We start from the raw sequence: 23,402 nt of genomic DNA on the forward strand, positions 1-23,402 counted from the left end.
AGCTATCTATAGCCTAGAATTTAAAGATACAGCAGTTAAATTGATGTGCTGCTTTAAAAAACTGTTTATATACTAAAAATACCTACAATCACTGGATGACACAAGGTGAATGCTCTTGAATATGCTTTTGCAAAGTTTATCTTTTCAGGAATTACTGACCATCATGCTGTCGGCATTAGGCTGTGGGCTTTTAATTGGGCTTGAGCGTGAACGTCATAAAAACAATAACAATGAGCAGAGTTTTGCAGGATTAAGATCATTTACGATTACAGCTTTATTGGGTGCTTCATGTTTCCTTTTGCATCTCTATATTGGAGTAATAGGAACCGTCGCGGTCAGCCTGTTTTGTGTGTATAGCCTGTTTCAACAGAAGCAGGATATCGGCTCTACCACTGAACTGGCTTTTTTGATGACCTATATCATTGGCGCTATTTGTGTGGAATATCCCACTTGCTGCAGGGATGGCGGTTCTACTTACGATCATCCTGATGGGCAAACAGACACTGCATCAATTTGCCGGAAAAACGATCCAAAGCTATGAGTTAAGAGATGGGCTACTTTTATTGGCTTTGATATTGATTGCGTTGCCGGTCATGCCCAATAAGCCCTTGTGGGGCGCCGTACTGAATCCCTATATCATCCTGAAACTACTCATTTTAATCTTGATTGTGCAGTCCATGGCACATGTGGCAAAACGAATCCTGTCCAATGATAAGGCGCTTATTTTATCTGCCTTAGCCTCGGGATTTGTCTCCAGTACGGCCACAATTGCCAGTTTGGGCATGCAAGTTCGATCCGGACAGGCCAGTGCTAAATTAAATGCAGGTGCGGGATTAATCTCCTGTATTGCCACCTTATTACAGCTCTTGCTGATTGTTCTGGGAGTGAGCGTAGAATGGTTCAAGTTTCTGCTAATTCCGAGTTTGGTGGGCATCGGAATTTTATGTATTGCTGCCGGATTCTTGATTTATCGAACTCCCCAAGCGGATAACAGTATGAGCATTAATGAAATACAAGAAATTGATAGCCGGATGTTCAGTATAAAAGAAGCGGTAATTATTGCGGTCAGTTTGACCTTAATCCAGGCTGGGATTTACGGCGCGAATCTTCTACTGGGGGATAGCGGCTTAATTTTAGGCACTTTTTTAGCCTCTTTATTTGAAGTGCATGCTGCTGTAGCAGGTGTAGTGATACAGGGAAATCCTCACAACCTGACTTTAATTTATGCTGTTATGATTGGACTTGCGGCACATGCGGTGTCTAAAAGTATCAATTCTTTTGTGACTGGGGGATGGAAATTTTTTCTGTATTTTGCACCTAGCCAGATTCTACATATGTTAGGACTTATCTTTATTCTTCTGAGTTTGAAATAAAAGGGAGCTGGTTTGCATATATTATGAAATGATCCAATCATTTTAAGCCATTTTTAAGTTTCAAATTCTACGCTAAAGCATCTTAAAGTCTTTGAGCCATGGATCATGCTGAAGCTGTTTTCCCGTTCTTCTTTATTTAGTCAGCAACCGAAAAAGTCGATCAGTCTTTCAGGCTTCAACATTTTGCTCGCTATTTGGCTGGGATTGATCCTAAACTTTGCTTTCTATCAGAAAATTCATGAATTTACGCCTTATGCCAATCTGAAAGCAGGTCTGTTACTGGCCGCTACGGCACTGATCATTATTGCGTTTTACAATCTGGTACTACAGTGGCTGAACTGGAAATGGAACGCCAAAATACTGGCTAGTGTCCTGATCATTCTGGGTGGTTTTAGTGCTTATTTTGTCAATAGTCTGGGGGTCGTTATTACTCCGGATCAGATCCAGAATATGCTGCAAACCGATGCCCGCGAAGTTCGTGATCTTTGGTCAATGCGACTGATCATCTGGACACTGGGATTTGTAATATTTCCACTCGGCATCGTCTGGATGCTTCAAATTCAGCCTACATCGACTGGGCATCAGCTGGTGCATAAAAGCCTGAGCAGTGTAGTCTCACTCGGACTGATTCTAGGTTTATTGTTCTGCTTCTATGTCGACTATGCAGCCATCTTCAGAGAGCACCGTGATCTGAAGGGAATGCTTTCTCCACAAAATAGCATCGCATCCACCTTATCCTATTATAAAAAGAAAGCACCTAAAGCGAATTTACCTTTGGTGGCTTTTGGCGAAGATGCTCATCTGTTACAGCAGGCCCAAATGCAGGAGCATCCTAAATTAATGGTGCTAGTTGTTGGAGAAACTGCACGTGCCGAGAGTTTTGCTTTAAATGGCTATGCGCGCAATACCAATCCTGAACTGAGCAAGTTAGCGGTGATTAATTTTAGTCAAGTCAGTTCCTGTGGCACAGCAACTGCCGTTTCAGTCCCGTGTATGTTTTCGGGCATGTCACGTGAAACCTATGATGAACAGCTCGCCAGCCACCGAGAAGGTTTGCTGGATATTGCCCAGCGCGCCGGATATCAGGTGACCTGGATTGATAATAACTCAGGCTGTAAAGGTGCCTGTGACCGGGTACAAAAGTATCAGATTCCGGCACAACTGAAACAGAAGTGGTGTGATGCTGGTGGTGAATGTTTTGATGAAATCCTGGTAGATAGCCTGAAAGATTATCTGGCGCATCTGGATAAAAATAACCCGAAACCGCAGTTAATTGTACTGCATCAGATGGGCAGTCATGGGCCGGCATATTTCAAGCGTTCCAAAGCGCCGTATCAGCCATTTCAGCCGACCTGTAATAGCAATGCCATTCAGGGCTGTAGTACAGAAGAATTAAAAAATAGCTATGATAATTCGATTGTACATACAGACCATGTTCTTGCCCAAATCATTGAAACTTTAAAGCAGCAGACTCAATATCAGCCCGGTTTCTGGTACCTGTCTGATCATGGGGAATCTACTGGAGAGCATGGTTTATACCTGCATGGTGCACCTTATAGTATGGCGCCGACCCAGCAAACCCATGTCCCGATGCTGATGTGGTTCTCCGATGCCTGGAAGCAGCAGAATACTCATCAGGTCAGCTGTCTTAAAGGACAGACCGGACAGGCACGCAGTCACGACCATCTTTTCCCCAGCTTATTAAGTTTACTGGATATAAAAACGCAAGTGACTGAAGCTAAAAATGATATGCTTGCACAATGCTCACCATCATTAAAGAATAGAGCTTGAAATGCATAAAATACTGATTATTGAAGACGACTTTATGATTGCCGAGTCGACTGAAACATTGCTCAAGCTGCATCAGTTTGATGTGTACTGGGTCAATAATGGGATTGAGGGTTTAAAACAGTTACAGCAGCAGGCCTATGATATTGTCCTGCTCGATTTAGGCTTGCCGATGATGGATGGTATGCTGGTGCTAAAAAATATCCGGCAGAAGTTTCCAAATTTACCGGTACTGATTATCTCCGCCCGTGATCAGTTACAAAACCGGGTAGATGGGCTGAATCAGGGAGCAGATGACTATTTAATCAAGCCTTATGAATTTGACGAGTTGCTGGCCCGTATTCATGCCTTAATACGCCGTAGTGGTTTAAAAAATACCGAGATAGATACGAATAAGAAATTATCACACAGCGGTTTGGAACTAGATCTGGAGCAGCATATCGCTCTGTTTAATGGACAGGCTATAGAATTATCCAACCGGGAATGGTCCATCTTAATGGCTATGCTAAATCATCCGAATAAAATTTTTTCCAAGAATGATCTGGAAGACAAGCTTTATGATTTTGACAGTGATGTCAGCAGTAATACGGTGGAAGTCTATATCCATCATCTGCGGGCAAAACTAGGAAAAGACTTCATACGTACCATACGTGGGCTAGGATATCGTTTAGGATGAGCGCCATGCAGAAACGTTATTCCTTGCAAAAACGTCTGGTTATTTATATTTCATTATTTAGCGTAGTACTGGGCTGTGTGCTGATCTTTGCGGCATACCGGATTGCGCTCGAAGAAATTAATGAAGTACTGGATAAACAGATGCAAAGTCTGGCAGAGCGCATTGCAGAAAATCATCCACAACCTTTACAAAGCCAAATTGATCTGGCAAAACAATACAGTGAAGAAGATTTATTTGTAGATATCTGGTCCTATACAGATACAGCCACTTCCTTGCATCCGCAGGATGTTCTGGTGGCACCGGTCAGGAAAGCAGGTTTCTACAAGCATCAAACGCCGTATGGAACCTGGTTAACTTATATTATTCCCGGTAAGCAACTACAGATTCAGGTGAGCCAGCAGCAAAATGTCCGGCAGGAACTGGCCTTAGAACTGGCAGCCAATATGTTTCTTCCTTATGTGCTTTTTTTACCTTTTGCAGTATTTGGCTTAGGCTGGATGATCCGGAAAAACTTTCAGCCGCTCAATGATTTTAAAACTGAATTGGCCAGTCGCAAGGCACAAGACTTAAAGCCAATTGCAATGAAAGATTATCCCCTAGAGCTGGAACCGACTATTCAGGAAATGAATTATCTGTTTGGCCGCATCTCTCTAGCCCAACAGGAACAACGTCAATTTGTAGCGGATTCTGCACATGAATTACGCACGCCACTGACGGCCTTGAATTTACAGCTACAAATTTTGCTACAGCAGTTCCCTCAGAGCGAGTCTATCCATAATTTGAGCCAAGGCATTTTGCGTATGCAGCATCTGGTCAACCAGTTATTAAGTCTGGCCAAACAGGATGTGACCGAAGGTTTAAGCGAACCTGTTCAATTGCTATCACTGAATCAAATGACAGTCACCTGTATCGAAGAACTGATTCAACTGGCACTACAGAAAGACATTGATTTAGGAGTAGAGCAGCAGCAGGAACTGCAGATTCAGGGCCAGGCTTCAGCTTTGCACTCGATTATTTATAATTTAATTGATAATGCAATTAAATACAGTCCGAAGGATGGCGTAATTAATGTGTCGATTTTCCAGCAAGGCCGGCAGGCGGTTTTACAGATTGAAGACAGCGGGGTAGGGATAGATCCTGCTCAATTTAATCAGATCCGGCAACGCTTTTACCGGATTCATAACCATGCAGAAATTGGCAGCGGTTTGGGTTTATCCATTGTAGATAAAGCTACCGAGCGCTTGGGTGGAACACTGGAATTTTCGCGAAGTATTAATCTGGGCGGCCTGTGTGTACAAGTCAAGTTTCCTTTAGGCGAAGCCTAAGCGAATAGGCTTCTGGTTTTTTGGAGTTAAGGTTACCTGATACTAGAGCGTATAGGAATGGTCTTTTCTATTGGTAGTTTGTGGCTAAACAGCGTATAGCCAATGACATTGATGCACCAGATAATCCAGCCAGTCCATAAATTATGACTCAGGAAATGTGCTCCGCGCATCATTTGTGCCCAGCCCATGGCCAACCCTAAAATTACTGCACCGATCAGAAGAAAATAAGCACGCTTGCGGTTAGAAATACGATAAACAAAATAGCCGGCCATTAAAGCAAAACCACTAGATGCATGCCCTCCAGGAAAACAGTGGCCTGCAGTGGCACTAAAATCCCACAAAATCCCATTATGGGTAGGTATGGTCATATCCCAGGGACAGGCATGGGCTGACTGGGATTTTAAAATTCCGATCGAGGCTGTGGTCAGCACTACCATGCTAAAAAAATAGCCAAATTCCCAGCGCCGTATATACCAGTTCTGCCATTTCAGTGATGCCAACCAGCCCAGTAATAATGTGATATACACTAGAATCAGCAGGTCTTTAACATAGCGATGATTGAGTTCTGCCAGTGCCCATTGTTTTCGAAGGGGAAATTGACCATGATCATCGATAAAGGGATAGATGAGCTGTAAGTCCAGCACTCCTCCAATGTCAAAGAAGTTGAGAAGAATCAAAAAACTGAAGATCAAAAGTAAAGTTTGGGTCAGTAAAAACCGGGAACGGTCAGTGATCATTTTTAAGTTTTCCATTTCAGGCAGTAGCAAGAGCAGAGGTCAAATCAAATGACCAGCCAAAATGATGCCCCAGGTCAGGGCAATTAAACTAAGTGCTACAAACTGAGCCGCACTGCCCATATCCTTGGCATTTTTAGACAGTTCATGCCGTTCCATGGAAATACGATCTACCACTGCCTCTATCGCTGAGTTAATCAGTTCAATGATCAACGCCAATAGGCACACGGCGACCATGAGCGCTTGCTCAACTCGGCTAACTGGCATCCAAAAGCTTAGAGGAATCAAAATAAGATTAATCAGCAGGATCTGCCGGAAGGCGGCCTCATTTTGAAAGGCGGTTTTAAAACCAGCCATGGAATAACGGGTCGCATTAAAAATACGCTGCGTTCCTGAGGTGCCTTTATAAGGTGATCGGTAGGAAGACATAAAGCAGATTCAGTCAATAGAGAGATAGGAACAACTTAAATTTTCAATCTTAAAATGCTCTTAAAAAAACCGGCCGTTCTCTGGATTTTTTATACACATAGCTTTTACATTCTTTTGCACAAAATTAAGAATTTTTTAAGTTTGGACTTCTATCTTGAGTAGCAAGTTAATTTCGTGGTGTGAGCCAAATGATCAAGTTCAGTTTTGATCCTTATTTATCTAGTCAGATTCACTTTCTAAATACATATTTCAAGCAGCCTGAATATAAAAAACAAATCAATCACAATAAATTTTTACTACAAGTACCTCCGGCGTATCCGGTAATTTCAGCACAGGATCAATCGCTACATTTGACGGTCAAAACTGTAGAACAAAGCGAGACACCTGAACGCCGTAGCCTGGAACATTTTATTCAGGAAAAATATCAGCAAGTCCATCAGGCCACTGTATCGAGCTTCTCTTCGACCCTGTTTGCAGGTTATCAAGGCGCCGAGATGCAGGTGGTGATTGGTATGCAGCATTTAAATCAATTTAATGCCTTTCTGGAACAGTATCTCGATGAACCCGTTGAAAACACATTAAGTAAACTGAGCCAAACCCAGGTCAGTCGAGACAAAGTGGTAGAAATTGGCAATCTTGCAGCACTAGATATGGACAAAGCCAAACTGATGGTGGCCTTTCTGGTTTTTCATCTCTCGCAGCAACACATCGAATGGGCAGTATGTACCGGGACAGCCGCTGTGCGTTATGTGCTGCAACAAATGGGATTACATTTTCATGTGCTTGAAAAGGCTGACCCGCAAGTCCTTGGAGAGGCACAACGCCTGTGGGGCAGTTATTACCAGCAGAAACCTTATGTGCTGGCGATTGATGTGGCAGAGGCCCTACAAGTCGCTCGTCAATTTTATCAATTTAGTCATTAAAGCATTTTGCTTGATCAGCGAGGCACAGAATTTAAATGATGACTGCTTTATTTGAACGTATCAGCCTGCAAGCACGACAATATCCGCAGCTAGAAGCGGTAGTCACCACACAGGCAACCCTCAGCTATGCGGAGCTACAGCAGCGGGTAGAATTATTGAGTGCCGGTTTCAAGCAGCTTAATCTGCGCCATCTGGCCTTATGGGGCGTGAGCAGCATCGACTGGATTGTGGTCGATCTTGCCGCACAAAAAGCCGGCATGACTGTAATACCTGTTCCTCTATTTTTTACTGTAGCCCAAGTACGGCATCTGCTTTCCGACAGCCAAACAGAGCTGCTCTGTATTCTGGATGAATCTTTCTCTGCACCAGAATGGCTGTTAAATCTGGCTCAAGACATGAGTAGAGATGAGATTTTTATTGCTGGCCAGCTACATGCACGCTTTTTTCAGCTAGAACAGGCAGTACAGTATTCATCTTCTTTACAAACCCAGCAGCCGGCAAAAATTACCTATACCTCAGGCAGTACCAGAACACCGAAAGGCGTGTGTCTGGCAGAAGATACAATAGAGTCAATTACGCATTCACTCAGTCAGGCACTGGCCAGCAGCCAGCTTGGACGGCATTTGTGCCTGATTCCATTTGCCACCTTGCTGGAAAATATTGCCGGTATTTATGTCGCACTGAGCATGGGACGCGCCGTAATTGTTGGCGAGGTGAGCCAGTTCGGTCTGGTATCTAACCATACTTTTGATACAGAGCGGTTTGTAAATGCAGTGCAGAGCGTCTGCTAAATCCCACAATAAAGTATCAGCCCAGTTTTATTGGGCTGGACTGATTAATTCAATTTTCTTCTAAAAATTTCAAAATTCACTTTTATGGACAAGGAAGATATGAACTTATGGTTAAGTGTATCTTATTTAACTTGTAATTGTCTTATGTTCACCTAAAGTATAGCTCATAAACAAACTTAAAAATATTTTATTAAAATTCAATAGGTTGAAAGAAAATATTGGTGGACTTAAAAAAACTCACTTCATGAACCTATAAGATTTGGAAGTTTTAGAAGGCTTGCCTTATGGTTGTGCATACCATTGGGTATTAGAATCACACCAAATTGAGATATTACTTCGCTTGATTAAAGCTTGGTTGTCCGGTAAATGTTAGGTGCAGGTGTCTTAATCTGGAAATTATATTGCTCAATAAACCTGGAAGAATGGCTTTGTGCAACAAAGCCCTCTTGGCCTAAAACATAAACTATAAAATTCATGATAAAATTAAAAAATATTTAAAAACTAAGCAATTCACATGGTTAAAAAAAAAGTTATAAAGCAATCCAAAGCTAAACTCGCTTTTAGGAAAGGGCAATCAAGTCAAATTTATCCACTTAATACTTTAATTGATTTAAGAAAAAATCTATCAATTGGGGAATATAAAGATTGTATCAATCAGTTTTGTATATTCGGAAAAATTGATGCAACTAATCTATTCAGATTAGGTCAAGCTAAACCAGAGAATTTAGTTTGCCAATATATTAATTTAGACCCTTTACCATTGAAAAACGAATTGCATTGGGCAGTTCACTGGTTATCCGAACAAACCGAAGCAATAAATATTTATGTAGCAACTAGAAGTTCTATACAAAATTTGATCTTAGAAGATCAATTTGAACAAGCGATAGATACTCTTGATTCTTTCACGGAAGATTATGGATGGAGTTTATGGAGTATAGAAATTAGATGTGTACTTGAACAAACAGTTAACGGGATGATTGGTCTGACTGAATGGTTAACGCCATTAAAGATAGCAGCAGGAAATAGGTTAAATGGATTGATCTATGAAATCATAAATGATCGTTGTGACGAAAATTTTTCTTTTTATGCTTTTTATGCTAAGTGCAGAAATTCATTTCCGCGACTTAAGAATCTAGGCCCCTGGGTAATTCCTTATTTGGAATATCATGCATTAGCTCAAGCAAACCATACAGAAGAAACATTACCTATAATTTTGTCTAAAGAGATTACTTCATCATTAATAGATTATTATGAAATTGTTATTGATAGCTTGGTTTATATAGCTGTTGATAAAAATCTACTTCATTTGAAGTCAACTGCAAAAATAGTAATTTTGAAGTTACTTGAGTGTGGAATTAAAGATAGTAGATTAAATAAACTTTTAAACTTATTTATTGATAGTGAAGAGGTCGATTTCGTTTTAGATGATTCTATTGAAGATAACTTATTAAAATCATTAAATTTTAGTTCTAATGAAAGTATTAAAAATGACAATACTTTTAAATCTATGATTATTGGCTTATTTAAAGAGTGTGAAATACATGGAAATACAGCCCAAATTCAAATAGATAAACTCATAAAGTTAGGTGTTTGTTATAAAAATTTAGATATTGGGCAAGTTATAATAAATGCAGCGTGCCATTTCGTTAATTCTTCAATAGGATACAATCAGACTCCTAATCTTTTTATATTTAATGAGAAATTCAAAATTGAAGATATAACAAGCTTCTCCTTTGAAGAGGGTATAAAAATATTAAAACGATATATTGTTGATAATGATAATGAAATAATTAAAAAGATTATTAACTTAGAAGAAGGAAACTTTAAGGATATTAAAGTTAGTAAAAATGTTTTGTTTTTATGGTTGGCAAAGCATCTGTATTCGATAGAACAATATGAGAATTTAGATAAACTTCTGAGTGAGTTAGATAAATTTGGTGATTTTTGGTCGAGAGAGGTTGCTAAATTTAGAGCATGTATTTTGAATACTCAAGGACAAGTAATTGAATCAATTGATTTAATTAACAATTGGTTAATCGAAAACCCAAGATACATTAGTGAGTTTGATGTCACTAATATTTTTGAAAACAGAAAGTGGCGGTTTTTTAAAGAATTAGATTTCATTAAAGTTGGATTAATATCCCATCATTCATATCAAGCTACTGATATAGCTGGTATTGGCTATATTTGCAAAATGGCTTGTCGTTCTATCCTAGAAAGTGGAATGAGAGATAACATTAATTCTATATTTTATGACAATATAGATATTCAAGATGAAATTATTCATTTCTTTGCAAATGTATGGATAGATGAAAATCTATCGTTATGCACTAAATTTGATACAACTGAAAAAGTTCGACAAGAACGTATAGAAATATTGCAGTTGTTACTACAGTGGGATGCTGAAAATTCTTCCATTTATACAGATGAAATCAAAGACTTAACATTTGATCAGACATTGCAGAAAGGTTTGCGTCAAATCGACCAAACAAGAGTTTTTGTAAATGAATCAGCAATTAGTAGATGGGCTGAATCTGAAATATTACCAGATTATAAACGTTGGATGACTGTAAAAGATTCGTCATCAGGAACTCGAATAATTGACGATATTATTAGCCAGTTTGCAGTTGATGCAAATAATCGGCAATTACTTTTAGATATATCTGATGGTCAGCCTAATATCTCATCTGCACTATTAATTGAGATTGTAGATCGACTGTATAAACGGTTTCTAAATGATCCTACCGATGGTTTAGATTGTTATCTGAGTTTACGGATTAGGCATGGTAGCTTACGAGGAACTGTTTTTGGTCCTTTAGAAGAAAATAGATTACTCTATTTTCCAAGCGATATATCCAAAGAAGAATTTCTAAAAATATGGGGAAGTATTTTAGATTTTAATATTGTTAATATAGAAGAAGTTTTATTTTTACTAGAAGACTTTTCTAAGAAGATTAAATTTTTGGTTGATGATTTGATTAATGAGCTAATTCAAATTCATTCAATCGAAAAATCTAGAGGTGCATTCAAAGACACTTTAAGTCCTGAATTTCTGAAAATAATCAGTAGTTTGATAGAAGAGTCCAATTTATCATTCTCAGCATTTCTAGCTAATTGCTATTTCTTATTTTGGAAAATTGTCGAATTAGCTTTGAAAGACCTCAATTCTTATATTGCAAATAATTTTAAAGATAAGATTAAGCATGAATTTGATGAGTTAATTGGTAAATTGCGTAGTTTGAATAATCGGTCAGCATTATTGCCAATGATAACAACACTTCAAAGTGTTTCAACTGACACTCAAATACAATGTGATATGATTTCAGATTGGTTCAGAAATCCAGCTCATGTTGACGATGATGATTTCCAATTACCTGATGCAATTGATATTGCACAAGCAGCCACACAAAATGTTTATCGAACTTTAGATGCAAAATTCAGACATGAAAACACTATCAAAATTCCTCTCACGACATCAGCTCTAGCTGTTTTGACGGATTGCTTATTCGTGATTTTTGAAAATGCTTGGAAACATTCAGGGCTTGGATCAGCTTTAGAATATATTGATATAGAAACCCAATATAATGAATCCAATAAACTTCTAACTTTTACAGTTTATAGTGATCTATCTGAAGATCGTAAATTAGTATTGACTGCATGTGATATTCAGCGTCTTAAAGAAAAATATATTCGTACGTTGCCAATCCATTTGGTAAATCGAGAAGGTGGTTCAGGCTTTGCTAAACTCGCAAGATTAGTTCGATTTGTAAACAGAGCACAATGCCTTGAGCCTTTTAATTTTGGTCTTAAAGATTCACGCTGGTTTGTACAAGTTACAGTTCCACTGTTTGAGAGAGAAGGAAGATTTGAAGCCTATGAATAATGGAAAAACAGTATTAGTAATTGAAGACGATAAGCCAAAACAAAAATCAATAATGTCTTTTTTAAGATCAACATTGCGTGAAGATATTGAAATCATATCCGTAGAGTCCTTATCGAGTGCAATTGATGAGTTATCTACGAGGACAGTTATTTTAGCTGTAGTGGATATGTCGATCCCTCAATATGATATTGCAAAGGATAGACTCGGAGGTGGAAAGCCCCAAGGTTTCGGTGGAGCAGATGTTTTAAGATTCATAGATAGTGAAACAGACGATACATATACTGTTGTTTTGACACAGTATGAAGAATTTAAATTACCGCAGATGGAAAAGAAGCATGATCCAAGAGGGTTACAAGAGATATTGAAACAGGAGTTGGATGAACGATTTTTAGGAGTCATCCATTACACTGGTCAATATGGGCCATGGCAAACAGCTTTATCTCTAGTTTTAAAAAATCTTAATTTGGTGGCAAATAAATAATGCATGTATTACTTGTAGACGACGATCATTCGAAAATTGAACGGCTTAAACTTTTTTTGATTGATCAAGGTATTGATGAGAATGATATATTAATTGCTACAGATGCAGCAGACGCAAGTAGAAATTTAAAAAAAAATAAAATTGATCTAATGTTGATAGATGTTTTACTGCCTGCTCGAAATGGTGCTAAACCTAAAGCAGATAGTAGCATTAATTTACTTAGACAAATCGTTGAAGATGAAATTTTACCAACCCCAACGCACATTCTAGGTGTAACAGCGAGTGAAGAAACACGAAATAAAGTTGATAGTCAATTTAAAGAACTAGTAACTAATGTACTGCATGTCTCAGCAGATCAAGATAATTGGAAAGTTGTACTTCAACAGTATGTTCAACGTTTATTAAGAACGGAAAAGGAAAATACATCTTTTATATATGATGTAGTTGTCTTAAATGCGTTAAGAAAACCGGAATTAGAAGCAGTATATAATAGTTGGCCACTTGAGCTTTCAGATGAAAAACTTGTAGGTTCAAATATCAATTGTAAAACTGGATATTTAAAACTAAGCAGTGATAAAACTTTAAAAATTGCTTGTGCTCATTTAAATCAAATGGGGCCTATCGCAGCGACACATTCTACCGAAGTTGTTTTAAAGCACTTCAAGCCAAGAGTCATCATTATGACAGGTATTTGCGGAGGATTTTCGGATGCAGTATCAGTTGGTGATGTTGTGATTGCTGAAAAAAGTTGGGATTGGCAATCTGGTAAATGGGTAGACGATTGGTCATTACAAGCAGCTTCTGATCCTAAAGAGGGTAGTAATGAATTAATTTCTTTAGCAAAAACAATTGATGTTGATATGCAATCATTTTATCAACAATATACTGGGTACAGACCAGCAAACCATCCCAAATTAATAACTGCACCTATGGTTTCAGGTAGTTCGGTCGTAGCTTCCGCAGACATTCAAAAAGTATTTAGAGGCCAACATAGAAAGATGGCTGCTATTGATATGGAGTGTTATGGTCTCTATTACAGTTGTGCTAATCATCATGGACAACCTACCAAAATGGTATGTATCAAATCTGTTTCCGATTTAGCGGATCGAGAAAAAGATGATAATTATCAAAGTTATTGTAGCTTTATAAGTGCAAGAGTAGCTCTAAGGCTAATTGAGAAATATTTTAAATTGATCTAACAGAAAAGCTCATCGTGAGCTTTTTTATTTATATTAACTCGAATCGCGTATAAGGAATTTTCTTCAAAATCATAAGATAAATGTAATTTTGTGATTGATTTTTAGTCATATCAGACCAAAGTATAGACTTTTTTATGCTAAAAATGATGGATAAATCTCAAAATGAATACTCTTATTCCATCAAGCAGGATTCGGGTTATATTAATATTTTTAAGAGCAACAATGGAAGCTATAGTCACTCATTTATAGCTTCGTATTATCTTTATAATAGAAGTAGTCCAATGAATATGATGATAAAAAATGGAATTTTTTGTTTAGATTGAGTTTCATTTAATTGGTTTACACATTGTTCTACCTATTTCAGACATTTCTTCATTAGCTTTGTGGCCTAGGTATTTAGGTGGCTTTTCCTGTAAACAGCACTGTAAGCGTCCGCTGAACACACCTTATGAATTCATCCTATAAGCCTTAATTTAGTCCCCACTTAAAAACAAGTGGGGACTAAAATTTATGACTACAAATCACCAGACATCCATCGCATCTCTTGCGAAAAAACGAAGAACATACAGTGCTGAATTTAAACAGCAGATCGTTCAGGCTTGTAAAGCACCGGACGTTTCAATTGCTTCGGTCGCTTTGCAACATGGATTGAATACAAATCTTGTATCCAAATGGATTCGCTTAATTGATGGTAAGCCAGGGAATGATCGCTCACCACTACCGAATAAACCTGCATTTATTGCCTTATCTTGCTCTGCACCATTAGATCCTACTCCTACTGACATGTTAACGGTTCAAATTACTTTACCCCACTCAAAAGCAGAAATTGGCTTGAAATGGCAAGTATCAGAAATATCTGCTTTAGCAGAATTACTCAAGGCACTTGCAACATGATCCGCATTGATGAAATCTGGCTTTCTACCCAACCTCTGGATATGCGAGCAGGGATGGATACTATCATGGCTCAGGTGGTGAGAGCCTTTGGCTACATTAAACCGCATTGTGCTTACCTGTTCTGTAATAAACGTGGCCATCGCATGAAAGTGCTGGTACATGATGGACTGGGCATCTGGCTGTGTGCCCGGCGGCTGGAACAGGGAAAATTCCACTGGGCGCAGGTTCACCAGGGTGAAAGCATGGCGATCAGTCCGGAACAGTTACAGGCACTGATCCAGGGTTTACCTTGGCAGCGCATTGGACGACAGCAGGTGGTGACGATGCTCTAAACTAGGCTGGTCCATTCTGCTATTCTCCAAACGTTCTATTTCCTCTGCGTCATGACCTCAGGCATACTGCGGTCATGAAAATGCTGCCTGATTTAAGCCAACTGACCCATGAACAACTGCTGGAATTTACCCGGCAGTTGGCGATGCAGCATCAGTCTCTGGCACAATCAAATCAAGAATTAGAAAAATCAAACCAACAATTAGATACCAAAGTTCAGCATCTTGAAGTATCCAATCAGCAATTAGATGCTCAAGTTCAACATCTTTCTATTCTCAATCAAAAATACGAGCATGAACTCGCACTATTTAAACAGCACAAATTCGGCAGTAAAAACGAACATCTCACTGCAAAACAAATCCATCTCTGGGATGAAGCGGTCGAAGAAGATATTGCAGCCGTTGATCTGGAACTGGAACGGCTGAATGCAGATAAAACCGATGCAGCGACACAGAAAGCCAAAGCAAATAAACCTAAACGTCGACTGCTGCCCGATCATCTACACACCATCCGTATTGAGCATGAACCAACATCAACCCAATGTGCTTGTGGCTGCACCTTGCGTCGTATCGGCGAAGATATCAGTGAAAAACTGCATTTCAGACCGGCACAGTTCTATAAGGAACAGCATGTGCGTGGCAAATGGGTCTGTGATCAGTGTGACACCCTGACTCAGCAAGCGATGCCTGCCTATGTGATTGATAAAGGCATTGCTTCACCTGAACTGCTCAGCCATGTGTTGGTATCGAAGTATGCCGATCATTTACCGCTGTACCGTCAACGTCTGATCTATCAGCGGGCGGGAATCGAGCTTTCTAGATCAACGTTATCTGACTGGATAGGTCGCTGCGGTGTAGAACTGGAGCCTCTGGCCAATGCCTTAAAACAGGTGGTGCTGCAACAGCAGGTGCTGCATGCAGATGAAACACCAGTCACCATTATGCAGATGGGTGATGATGAGAAAAAACCGAAGAAAGGTTATGTCTGGGCCTATGCCACTACACAGTACAATCCAGTTCAAGCGGTGATCTATGACTTTCAGGATAGCCGTTCAGGTCAGCATGCAGAAGAGTTCCTGAATGGCTGGCAGGGCCATCTGGTCTGTGATGATTACAGTGGTTATAAAGCACGCTTTAAATCAGGCGATGTCATTGAGGTGGGCTGCATGGCCCATGCACGTCGTAAATTCCATGAGCTACATGTGACTGGGAAAAGTCAGATCACTGAACAGGCATTACTGATGATTCAGAAACTGTATGCGATAGAAGCAGAACTCAGGAAAAAGACCGATGGTACGGTAGAACAGCGCCGCGAATACCGACAACAGCATAGTCAACCGGTGATGCAACAACTGTATGAATGGCTCAACCAACATTATCTGACGGTGCCATCGAGTTCTCCAACCGCCAAGGCCATCAATTACACTCTGAAGCGTTGGCCAGCTTTAAGCCGCTATTTGGATGATGGCAATCTACCGATTTGCAATAATTGGGTAGAGAATCAAATGCGACCTTGGGCCTTAGGGCGCAAGAACTGGCTGTTTGCTGGCTCGCTGCGCAGCGGCCAGCGAGCGGCGAATATCATGACTTTAATCCAGTCAGCAAAGCTGAATGGCTTGGATCCGTATGCCTATTTAAGTGATGTGCTGAAAAGGCTGCCGACGCATAAAGCGACCCAAATAGAAGAATTACTGCCACATCGCTGGAAATCCAACTCAAATTAAAAAATAGGCATGGGGTTCAGCGGACGCTTACACAGCACTAGCGCTACAGTAGTTTTCAGCTCATTTAATCGTATGTGTAGGTTTCTTACCACTCTGCACAGCCATATTTGCAGTGATATCTGGCGGCAAACAATAAAAATGCTTGCATAGTAAAATCACAAAGCTAAATAAATTTTCAATGAATACTTGTAATAGTTAATTTAACCTTCATCTATTAAAAATTATTATATTTTTTAGGGGGTAAGGGGAGAATGAGTAATCCAATTTCTCTTTCAAATAGTTGTATTCTCCTTGCAGGTAGCATTTCTCTTACTACAAATGATGACCAGATCGATAAGGCTCATTCATTTGTTGAAGCTCTTGTAACAGAAGTTATTAATGCTGGAGGCAGCTTTATCGGTTATTTTTCAGCAGAGCCTGTAAATCAAACTCAAAAATCTTTAGTTTTCGATTGGACTATTGCTAGAAAAATAAACGAACTAACTCAAGGGATAGAAAACAAAATCTTTCTTAAGATTGTTGCATCAAATGATCGGTTGCAATGCAAAACCAATTCCGAACAGCGACGGCTTTTAAATAGCATGATTGCTCGTGGGGTTGCTGAACATATTTGTATTGATGACGAAATCTTAACAGGTAGCAATGTAGGTGAAGAACAAATTGAGCATGCTACAGCAATGATTGCACTAGGTGGTGGTAAAGGAGTATTAGATAGAGCTCACAAAATGGTAAAAAAAGGGTTGCCTATTTTGCCTTTAGATCTACAAATCGGATCAAATAAAGAAGATGGAAATGGTGCATTAGGATTGCTAAAAAAATTTAGAGACACTCCTCAAACTTATTTGCAAAATACCGGTTCTACTGTGGTAAAAAGTATTTCAGCACTCTCTTTAGAAGAACCTGTATTAGAATTTTCTCAAATTGCAAAGAGAATTATTACGATCTTTTATGAAGAGGAACAAGCTAGACACGCAGCTCTTCCGCCAGATGTATTAGTCTTGACAGCTTTACCAATTGAATTATCAGCTGCAAGGCAAGCATTAAATATTAATGAAGGTGTACAGCCTATAGTTACAAGTACGGGTCTCCATGTATGGAAAACAGAAATAATTCGCAATGATGGTATACGGGCTAATTGCGCAATAGCATGTTTTTCTAGCGCTGGAAATGTAGATGCTTCTTCAATCACCACCACATTACTAATTGAATTACAACCTAAAAATGTAATCATGTTAGGTATTGCTGCGGGAATGCGCGAAAAATGTGCTTTAGGCGAAGTTGTTTTATCTGAACAAGTCATTGCATACGAAGGAGCAGCTCTCATTGAAGGTGGCGCTACAGAACACCGGCCTAAAAGCACAGTGTTAGATCTTAAAGTTAGACAGGATGTTAGCACATATTTATCTAACAAAATTTCTTTAGAAAGTCGCTTAATAAAGAGCTATGAAGCCTTAGAAATCATACTTCCAGATAGTATTGAAATTGGCCCAGTAACTAAAAGTGTTATGCCTAAAACAGTCACTATTGGAAGTGGTGAGAAGCTTCTTCGAGATCCTGAAAAATTTAAAGCCTTAAAAGAACTTAATGGAAAAATTGAAGTTGCTGAAATGGAGGGTGCAGGAGTATTTGCGGCTTGTGCTTTACATAAAAAACCCGTGTTAATGATTAGAGGAATTAGTGACTTTGGTGATTCCACAAAAGACAATCGCTTTCATGACTTAGCCGCAAAAGCAGCTGCTGCAGTAACAGCAGATTATATTACTCATGGCTTAACACTTAATAACTAACTTGGGGAAACACATCAGAATGTCACTTACAAATTCAGATCTTCAATATTATGATGGTAATGTACTTCGTTTACCTTCAGAAAAACGTACAGAATATCATGCACAAGTGGATAATTTAATAACAGAGTTACGCAAACATATCACTTCAAACTCTGACTTAAAAATAGCAAAAGTAGTTAAAGCCGGTTCTTTTGCAAAGTATACAATTTTGAAGAAAACTGTAGATGATCCTATCGATGTAGATATTGTATTTTATATCAGTAATAAAAATGTAGATGATTCGACATTAGACAATCTTAATGACTTAATTTACACGTTACTCACAAAAATTTATCCAACTAAAGCTGTTGAAGATTTTGAGATTCAACGGAGAGCAGCTACAGTAACTTTTGTCAAAAGTGGGCTGAGTGTAGATGTAGTTCCTGTAATTCAAGATGCCCAAGAACCAAACCATGGTTGGCAATATGATCTAAAAACTAAAGAAAAAAACCTAACTTGTGCTCCTTGTCATATTCAATTTATTCGTGATAGAAAAAATTCAGATAAGCATTACCGCACTTTAGTGCGTATGGCAAAACGATGGAAAAATTTTGCGTGTCCTCCGGGCCTTAAATCTTTTCATCTAGAGTTGATACTAGCTTATTTACAAGATCGTGATGGACCAACACAAAATATTGAACAACGTTTTAGAGAATTTTTAGGATTTATAGCTCAAAGTGAATTAAATGAGCGTATTGATTTCCCTGAGAACTCGGCTAAGGTGCAGAAATATTTTTCAGATCCTGTTGTAATTATTGATCCTGCTAACCATGAAAATAATGTAGCGTCTCGAATAACTATAGAAGAGAAAGAACAAATCGTCAAAATAGCCTTACAAGCTTGGGAAACTGCAAATTATGCATCAGTAGAAGATGATAACGACATTTGGAAAGAAATATTCGGTAATAAATTTAAAATTAAGGATTAAAGCATGAGTTCATCATACTCAAGTACTTATTCGAGTACTTACACTGTAGCTGATGTTGAAAAAGTTGTACGTAGTATTAAAGCAGATTTAATTATGATCGCTAGTAGCACAAGAGCGATGACTGAAGATAAAGCGAAAGAATATGCCCATGATATTGAACTATTAGCAAAAAATGAATATTTATCTAAAGTTGATGTAACATTGATATCTTCCTATGGTTCAGAAGTTAGAGCTATTAAGTACATATTTCAAACTGAAGGTGCATCTGGTACTGAAAGACCTGGCGGAGTAATGTGGCCCCACACACCAGATGGACGAATTAGAATTATATTGTCACATACCGATAAATATCGTAATGAATCAGAAAAAGCTTCCAAATTACCATTGGAAATAACTTGGGTCTCAACAACAGAAAGTACCACTCACAGTAGCCTTTCTGCATCAGGGGAGCGAGGTTATAGCAGTAATGGTTATGGAGCTAATAGGAGCGACTACTCATGAGTAAATCAACAGTTTTTGAAGTTAAGACAGATTTACCAATTAAACAATTTGATGATTTAGCTGACAAATTACTCGGTTTTGAATCTAGATATTCCCGTATTAAGAAACAAGTACAACTTTTGCTTCAGGCTGATGAGTTAGAGCAATGGAGTAAACAAAAACATGGGAAAAAACTAGCGGTTATTGATCTTCTTGTCGATCAATATCCTTTAGCTATTTTTCATGGTGATGTAGGTACTGGAAAAACTGCAAATGCTGAAGCAATTGTTAATAGATTAGCTCGTGATGCGAAAATAGAAGATGCTTTGCTATTTAAGCTTAGTAATAAAGTCAGAGGAACTGGTAAAGTTGGTGAAATGGGTACTCTCATTGCACAAGCATTCGATGAAATCACTCGGTCTATTGGACATGGAAATGGTCGAGCTTTTCTTATTATTGATGAAGGTGATTCGCTTGGAGCATCTCGAAGTCAAGAAAATAGTCATCATGAAGATAAAGTTGGTGTGAATACTTTAATTCAAGCAATAGATGATTTAAGAAAACATGGTGGCCGTATCTTTGCAATTTTATGTACTAATCGATTAGCTGCTTTAGATGCAGCTGTTTTGCGTAGAGCTTCCATTGTAGAAGAGTTCGTTCGTCCATCTAATGAAGAACGACATGAGCTTTTTACTAAAGACTTGTCTGATATAGATTTTTCGGAAGATGAAATTGCCGAATTAGTACGTGCAACTGCTCCTCATGGAGATGAACCAGGTTGGACTTATTCCGATATTCGAACACGGTTATATCCAACGGCAGTTTCTTTAGCTTTTCCTGAGTCAGAATTAACAATTTCACACTTCTATCAGGCTCTTAGTAAACTAAAGCCTTCACCTATAATGGCTGGATAATAAAACTCTAATTGGAAGGGGCATAATAATGTATAAAAAAGAGGTTTATATTTCTGTAGATATTGAAACAGCAGGTCCTATCGTAGGTGAACACAGTATGCTGACTATAGGAGCATGTCTCGTATATAGTCCTGATGTAGAATTTACAATAATGCTCCAACCTATCAGTGATAAAGCAATTCAAGAAGCCTTAGATGTGTCAGGTATAACATTAGAACAAGCAATGAAAATGGGAACAAATCCGAAAGATGCAATGTCCCAATTTGAAGATTGGATAATTAAGAATTTACCTAAGGATTCCAGACCAATATTTGTAGGACTCAATGCACCTTTCGACTGGTCTTTTATCAATTTTTATTTTCTAAAATATTTAGATAGGAATCCTTTTGGCATATCTGCTATAGATATTAAAGCTCTTTTCATGGGGGCTACAAAGTGTAGTTGGTATGATACGAAATCAAGCTCAATAGATAAATATGTACATCCAACCTTAAAGGGTGACCACAATGCATTGCATGATGCAAAGTACCAAGCAGAATTATTCAGGTTAGTCTATTCGATTAAATAAGATATATAATTCTATTTAATTTTCAATTAGGTATATACTGACTATGACAAATAGGATTAATTCTGACCAAGCAGTTGAACATGCTTGGAAGTATTTTGAATTACATTCAAACCAAAGAATTACCATGTTTAATTATTTTCTTTTTATCATTGCTGGATTAGGCACTGCTATTGGTGTCTCCATGCAGTCTTCTAATACCTTTGCTTATATAGGAATATTTTTATCAGTTTTCCTAAGTATTACAGCCTTTATTTTTTGGAAGTTAGATCAAAGAACATCTTTTTTGATTAAACAGTCTGAAGATGTATTCAAAAGATTAGAAAGAAACTCTGCAATTGATATCGGAATATTTTGTAAAGAAGAAGCTAACTTAGATAAAATAAATATCAAAAAGAACTTTTTTACCAAAATTATAACTTATGGTTCAATTTTTAGAGTAACTTTCTTAATTATGGGAGTAATCGGTCTTGTTGGAGTTTTGATTTTTAGTTTAATAATTTTTGAAAAAATTTCTTTCGAAAAGTCAAAAGTATCTGAAACAACTTTGGTATCTAAATAAGTAACAGCCCTATACGACTTTATGTGCAGGGCTTCTTTATATTAATACCGGCTTTGTTGCATAAAGGCTTCAGAGATAGATATTCCCTAAGTTACTCAAATTCAAGTGGCAACTTGGGTATGAGGTCGACCTAATTCCGTGAATTTATTTAACACGGCTACGCGTGCATGAATTTCATTCACCTGACTAGGAAAGAACCTTGCCGTTAATTTATCGCCTAATAGTTTGATGCAATGCTTCTTGGTTTCCACCAAACTTCGACGATGATAGCCTGACCATTTTTTCCATAATGTCCTGCCTAAACGTTTAACTGTTCGAAGTAATTCATTTCGCTCGAGCGAGCTAGTCTTTGTATCTTTCCAAGGCTTGGCATTTTTTCTTGGCGGAATCACCGCTTGCGCTTGCCGATCTGCAATGAAATGACGGCATTGCTTGGTGTCATAAGCTCCATCGGTATAAACAGAGTTAATCTGCTCATCTTTTTGAATCTGATCGAGTAAATCGCCAAGTACCTGTGAATCGCTGACATTATTTGTGGTGAGTTGTACTGCACGTATTTGCAGTGTTTCAGCATCTATACCAATGTGGAGCTTAAGCCATTGGCGACGATATTCAGGCTGATGCTTCTTCCGTTTCCATTCACCCTCACCTAAAAACTTTAGACCAGTGGAATCCACGAGCAAGTGAAGCCTATCACTACTTTTTTGCTAAGGAATTGCAATATACTTCTGTCTTCTACACAGCGTGGAATAATCTGGTGCTGTCCAATCTAATCCGCAGAGTTTAACCAGGCTCTGAACAAATCCTGTGACCATGCGTAAAGAGAGACGAAATAAGGATTTAATCATTAAACAGCATTGGATGGCTGTGTCGGAATAAGTTTGATTTCGACCATGCTTACCTTGTGGCTGCGCATACCATTGAGTCTCAGGATCAAACCAAATTGTTAGATTACCACGATTAATCAAAGCGCGATTGTAGGATGACCAATTGGTTGTACGATAAATTTTAGGTGTAGGCTTATTCATTTGCGAATTATATTGCCGAATAAGACTCTATCGGTAGGTTTGTGCAACAAAGCCAGTCTTATTAATAAGATTATCAATACTGAATTTCTAAAATATTTTTAAGAGCATTTAATTCAGCTCTTAATAAAATTAATTCCTTTTTTTTGTTTTTTATTAATGTGCCTATAGCATCTGAAATTATTGGAAATTTTCCAGAATATGAATAATAAGCATTTATTTCATTGTGTAACAATTCAATATTATCCAAGACATTATTGTGTTCAATTAAAAGGTTTTTCCGAATTAATTCATTAGTATCTAATGAAATAAAATTTAAAATTTCTTCTTTTGAATAGTTTGATGTGTATCTATAAGTACAGTTTTTTCGGTCAACTAGAATTACCCCAGACTCACCTAACTCTCTTATAATTAGATATATTTTTGGGTAGTGTCTAAATGTGACGTGTTAACCACCTATCTTTCATGTCTTGATTGTATTTTAATAAAAATAGATGCAAGACAGCTTCATGATTTTCTTTCTTCTTGGAAAAGCTTAAAGTTTTCCGTGTAA

At 38.2% G+C, this 23,402-nt stretch carries 19 protein-coding genes and 2 pseudogenes; 18 read left to right on the forward strand and 3 right to left on the reverse strand.

The features are described from left to right. Nucleotides 1-109 precede the first annotated feature (109 nt). The 4 genes and pseudogenes from FTV08_RS07885 to FTV08_RS07900 all read left to right on the forward strand — a co-directional run bounded on the left by FTV08_RS07885 (nt 110) and on the right by FTV08_RS07900 (nt 5,162). A pseudogene (locus FTV08_RS07885) lies at nt 110-1,373 on the forward strand (MgtC/SapB family protein). A 105-nt stretch (nt 1,374-1,478) separates the two neighbouring features. Next, a complete protein-coding gene (locus FTV08_RS07890) occupies nt 1,479-3,164 on the forward strand; it encodes a phosphoethanolamine transferase (protein WP_180087039.1) in 1,686 nt (561 codons plus the stop codon). Between the two features lies 1 nt (nt 3,165). Continuing rightward, nucleotides 3,166-3,837 carry a response regulator transcription factor gene (locus FTV08_RS07895; RefSeq protein WP_005106997.1) on the forward strand — a complete coding sequence of 224 codons (672 nt, stop codon included), beginning with the start codon at nt 3,166-3,168 and terminating at the stop codon, nt 3,835-3,837. A gap of 5 nt (nt 3,838-3,842) precedes the next feature. Then, complete coding sequence (locus tag FTV08_RS07900; protein ID WP_180087040.1) at nt 3,843-5,162, forward strand: HAMP domain-containing sensor histidine kinase; 1,320 nt, start codon at nt 3,843-3,845, stop codon at nt 5,160-5,162. A 32-nt stretch (nt 5,163-5,194) separates the two neighbouring features. Here the strand turns inward: FTV08_RS07900 and FTV08_RS07905 are convergent, their stop codons facing one another. Next, on the reverse strand, nt 5,195-5,899 hold the full coding sequence (locus tag FTV08_RS07905) for a phosphatase PAP2 family protein (protein ID WP_180087041.1): 705 nt from the start codon (nt 5,897-5,899) through the stop codon (nt 5,195-5,197). Nucleotides 5,900-5,938: 39 nt separating this feature from the next. Beyond that, entirely contained in the window at nt 5,939-6,325 is a 387-nt protein-coding gene (locus FTV08_RS07910) for a diacylglycerol kinase (RefSeq protein WP_005107001.1), read from the reverse strand. Between the two features lie 188 nt (nt 6,326-6,513). On the opposite strand from FTV08_RS07910, the gene FTV08_RS07915 reads away from it, so the two are divergent. The 14 genes from FTV08_RS07915 (at nt 6,514) to FTV08_RS07980 (ending at nt 21,824) form a co-directional block, all read left to right on the forward strand. Continuing rightward, entirely contained in the window at nt 6,514-7,248 is a 735-nt protein-coding gene (locus FTV08_RS07915; protein ID WP_004280234.1) for a thermostable hemolysin, read from the forward strand. Between the two features lie 38 nt (nt 7,249-7,286). Further along, nucleotides 7,287-8,039: an AMP-binding protein gene (locus tag FTV08_RS07920; RefSeq protein ID WP_257221165.1), complete on the forward strand. Its 753-nt coding sequence runs from the start codon at nt 7,287-7,289 to the stop codon at nt 8,037-8,039. A gap of 514 nt (nt 8,040-8,553) precedes the next feature. Next, nucleotides 8,554-11,922: a hypothetical protein gene (locus FTV08_RS07925; RefSeq protein ID WP_180087043.1), complete on the forward strand. Its 3,369-nt coding sequence runs from the start codon at nt 8,554-8,556 to the stop codon at nt 11,920-11,922. Next, entirely contained in the window at nt 11,915-12,403 is a 489-nt protein-coding gene (locus tag FTV08_RS07930) for a hypothetical protein (RefSeq protein ID WP_121595101.1), read from the forward strand. The genes FTV08_RS07925 and FTV08_RS07930 overlap by 8 nt, the downstream gene beginning before the upstream one ends. After that, on the forward strand, nt 12,403-13,602 hold the full coding sequence (locus FTV08_RS07935) for a response regulator (RefSeq protein WP_121595102.1): 1,200 nt from the start codon (nt 12,403-12,405) through the stop codon (nt 13,600-13,602). Before FTV08_RS07930 ends, FTV08_RS07935 begins: the two co-directional genes overlap by 1 nt. A 510-nt stretch (nt 13,603-14,112) precedes the next feature. Next, nucleotides 14,113-14,496, forward strand: coding sequence for a transposase (locus FTV08_RS07940; RefSeq protein ID WP_004762545.1), 384 nt, complete (start codon nt 14,113-14,115; stop codon nt 14,494-14,496). After that, entirely contained in the window at nt 14,493-14,828 is a 336-nt protein-coding gene (gene tnpB, locus FTV08_RS07945) for an IS66 family insertion sequence element accessory protein TnpB (protein WP_004691519.1), read from the forward strand. Before FTV08_RS07940 ends, tnpB begins: the two co-directional genes overlap by 4 nt. 74 nt (nt 14,829-14,902) lie before the next feature. Further along, complete coding sequence (locus tag FTV08_RS07950) at nt 14,903-16,549, forward strand: IS66 family transposase (protein WP_180087044.1); 1,647 nt, start codon at nt 14,903-14,905, stop codon at nt 16,547-16,549. A gap of 251 nt (nt 16,550-16,800) precedes the next feature. Next, nucleotides 16,801-18,336, forward strand: a complete 1,536-nt coding sequence (locus FTV08_RS07955) for a phosphorylase (protein WP_180087045.1) — start codon at nt 16,801-16,803, stop codon at nt 18,334-18,336. Between the two features lie 19 nt (nt 18,337-18,355). Next, nucleotides 18,356-19,303: a CBASS oligonucleotide cyclase gene (locus FTV08_RS07960; RefSeq protein ID WP_151208075.1), complete on the forward strand. Its 948-nt coding sequence runs from the start codon at nt 18,356-18,358 to the stop codon at nt 19,301-19,303. A 3-nt stretch (nt 19,304-19,306) separates the two neighbouring features. Continuing rightward, nucleotides 19,307-19,804, forward strand: coding sequence for a four-carbon acid sugar kinase family protein (locus tag FTV08_RS07965; RefSeq protein ID WP_151208077.1), 498 nt, complete (start codon nt 19,307-19,309; stop codon nt 19,802-19,804). After that, the gene (locus FTV08_RS07970; RefSeq protein ID WP_180087046.1) at nt 19,801-20,697 is read left to right on the forward strand and encodes an ATP-binding protein; all 897 of its coding nucleotides are present in this window, start codon (nt 19,801-19,803) and stop codon (nt 20,695-20,697) included. Before FTV08_RS07965 ends, FTV08_RS07970 begins: the two co-directional genes overlap by 4 nt. A 28-nt stretch (nt 20,698-20,725) precedes the next feature. After that, nucleotides 20,726-21,265 (forward strand): 3'-5' exonuclease, encoded by a 540-nt coding sequence (locus FTV08_RS07975; RefSeq protein WP_218947193.1) that lies wholly within the window; start codon nt 20,726-20,728, stop codon nt 21,263-21,265. A gap of 43 nt (nt 21,266-21,308) precedes the next feature. Beyond that, nucleotides 21,309-21,824 (forward strand): hypothetical protein, encoded by a 516-nt coding sequence (locus tag FTV08_RS07980; protein ID WP_180087047.1) that lies wholly within the window; start codon nt 21,309-21,311, stop codon nt 21,822-21,824. Between the two features lie 101 nt (nt 21,825-21,925). Here FTV08_RS07980 and FTV08_RS07985 read toward each other — a convergent pair. Next, a pseudogene (locus tag FTV08_RS07985) lies at nt 21,926-22,852 on the reverse strand (IS5 family transposase). Nucleotides 22,853-23,402 lie beyond the last annotated feature (550 nt).

The sequence above is a fragment of the Acinetobacter sp. YH12226 genome, assembly GCF_013417805.1.
Classification (GTDB): Bacteria; Pseudomonadota; Gammaproteobacteria; order Pseudomonadales; family Moraxellaceae; genus Acinetobacter.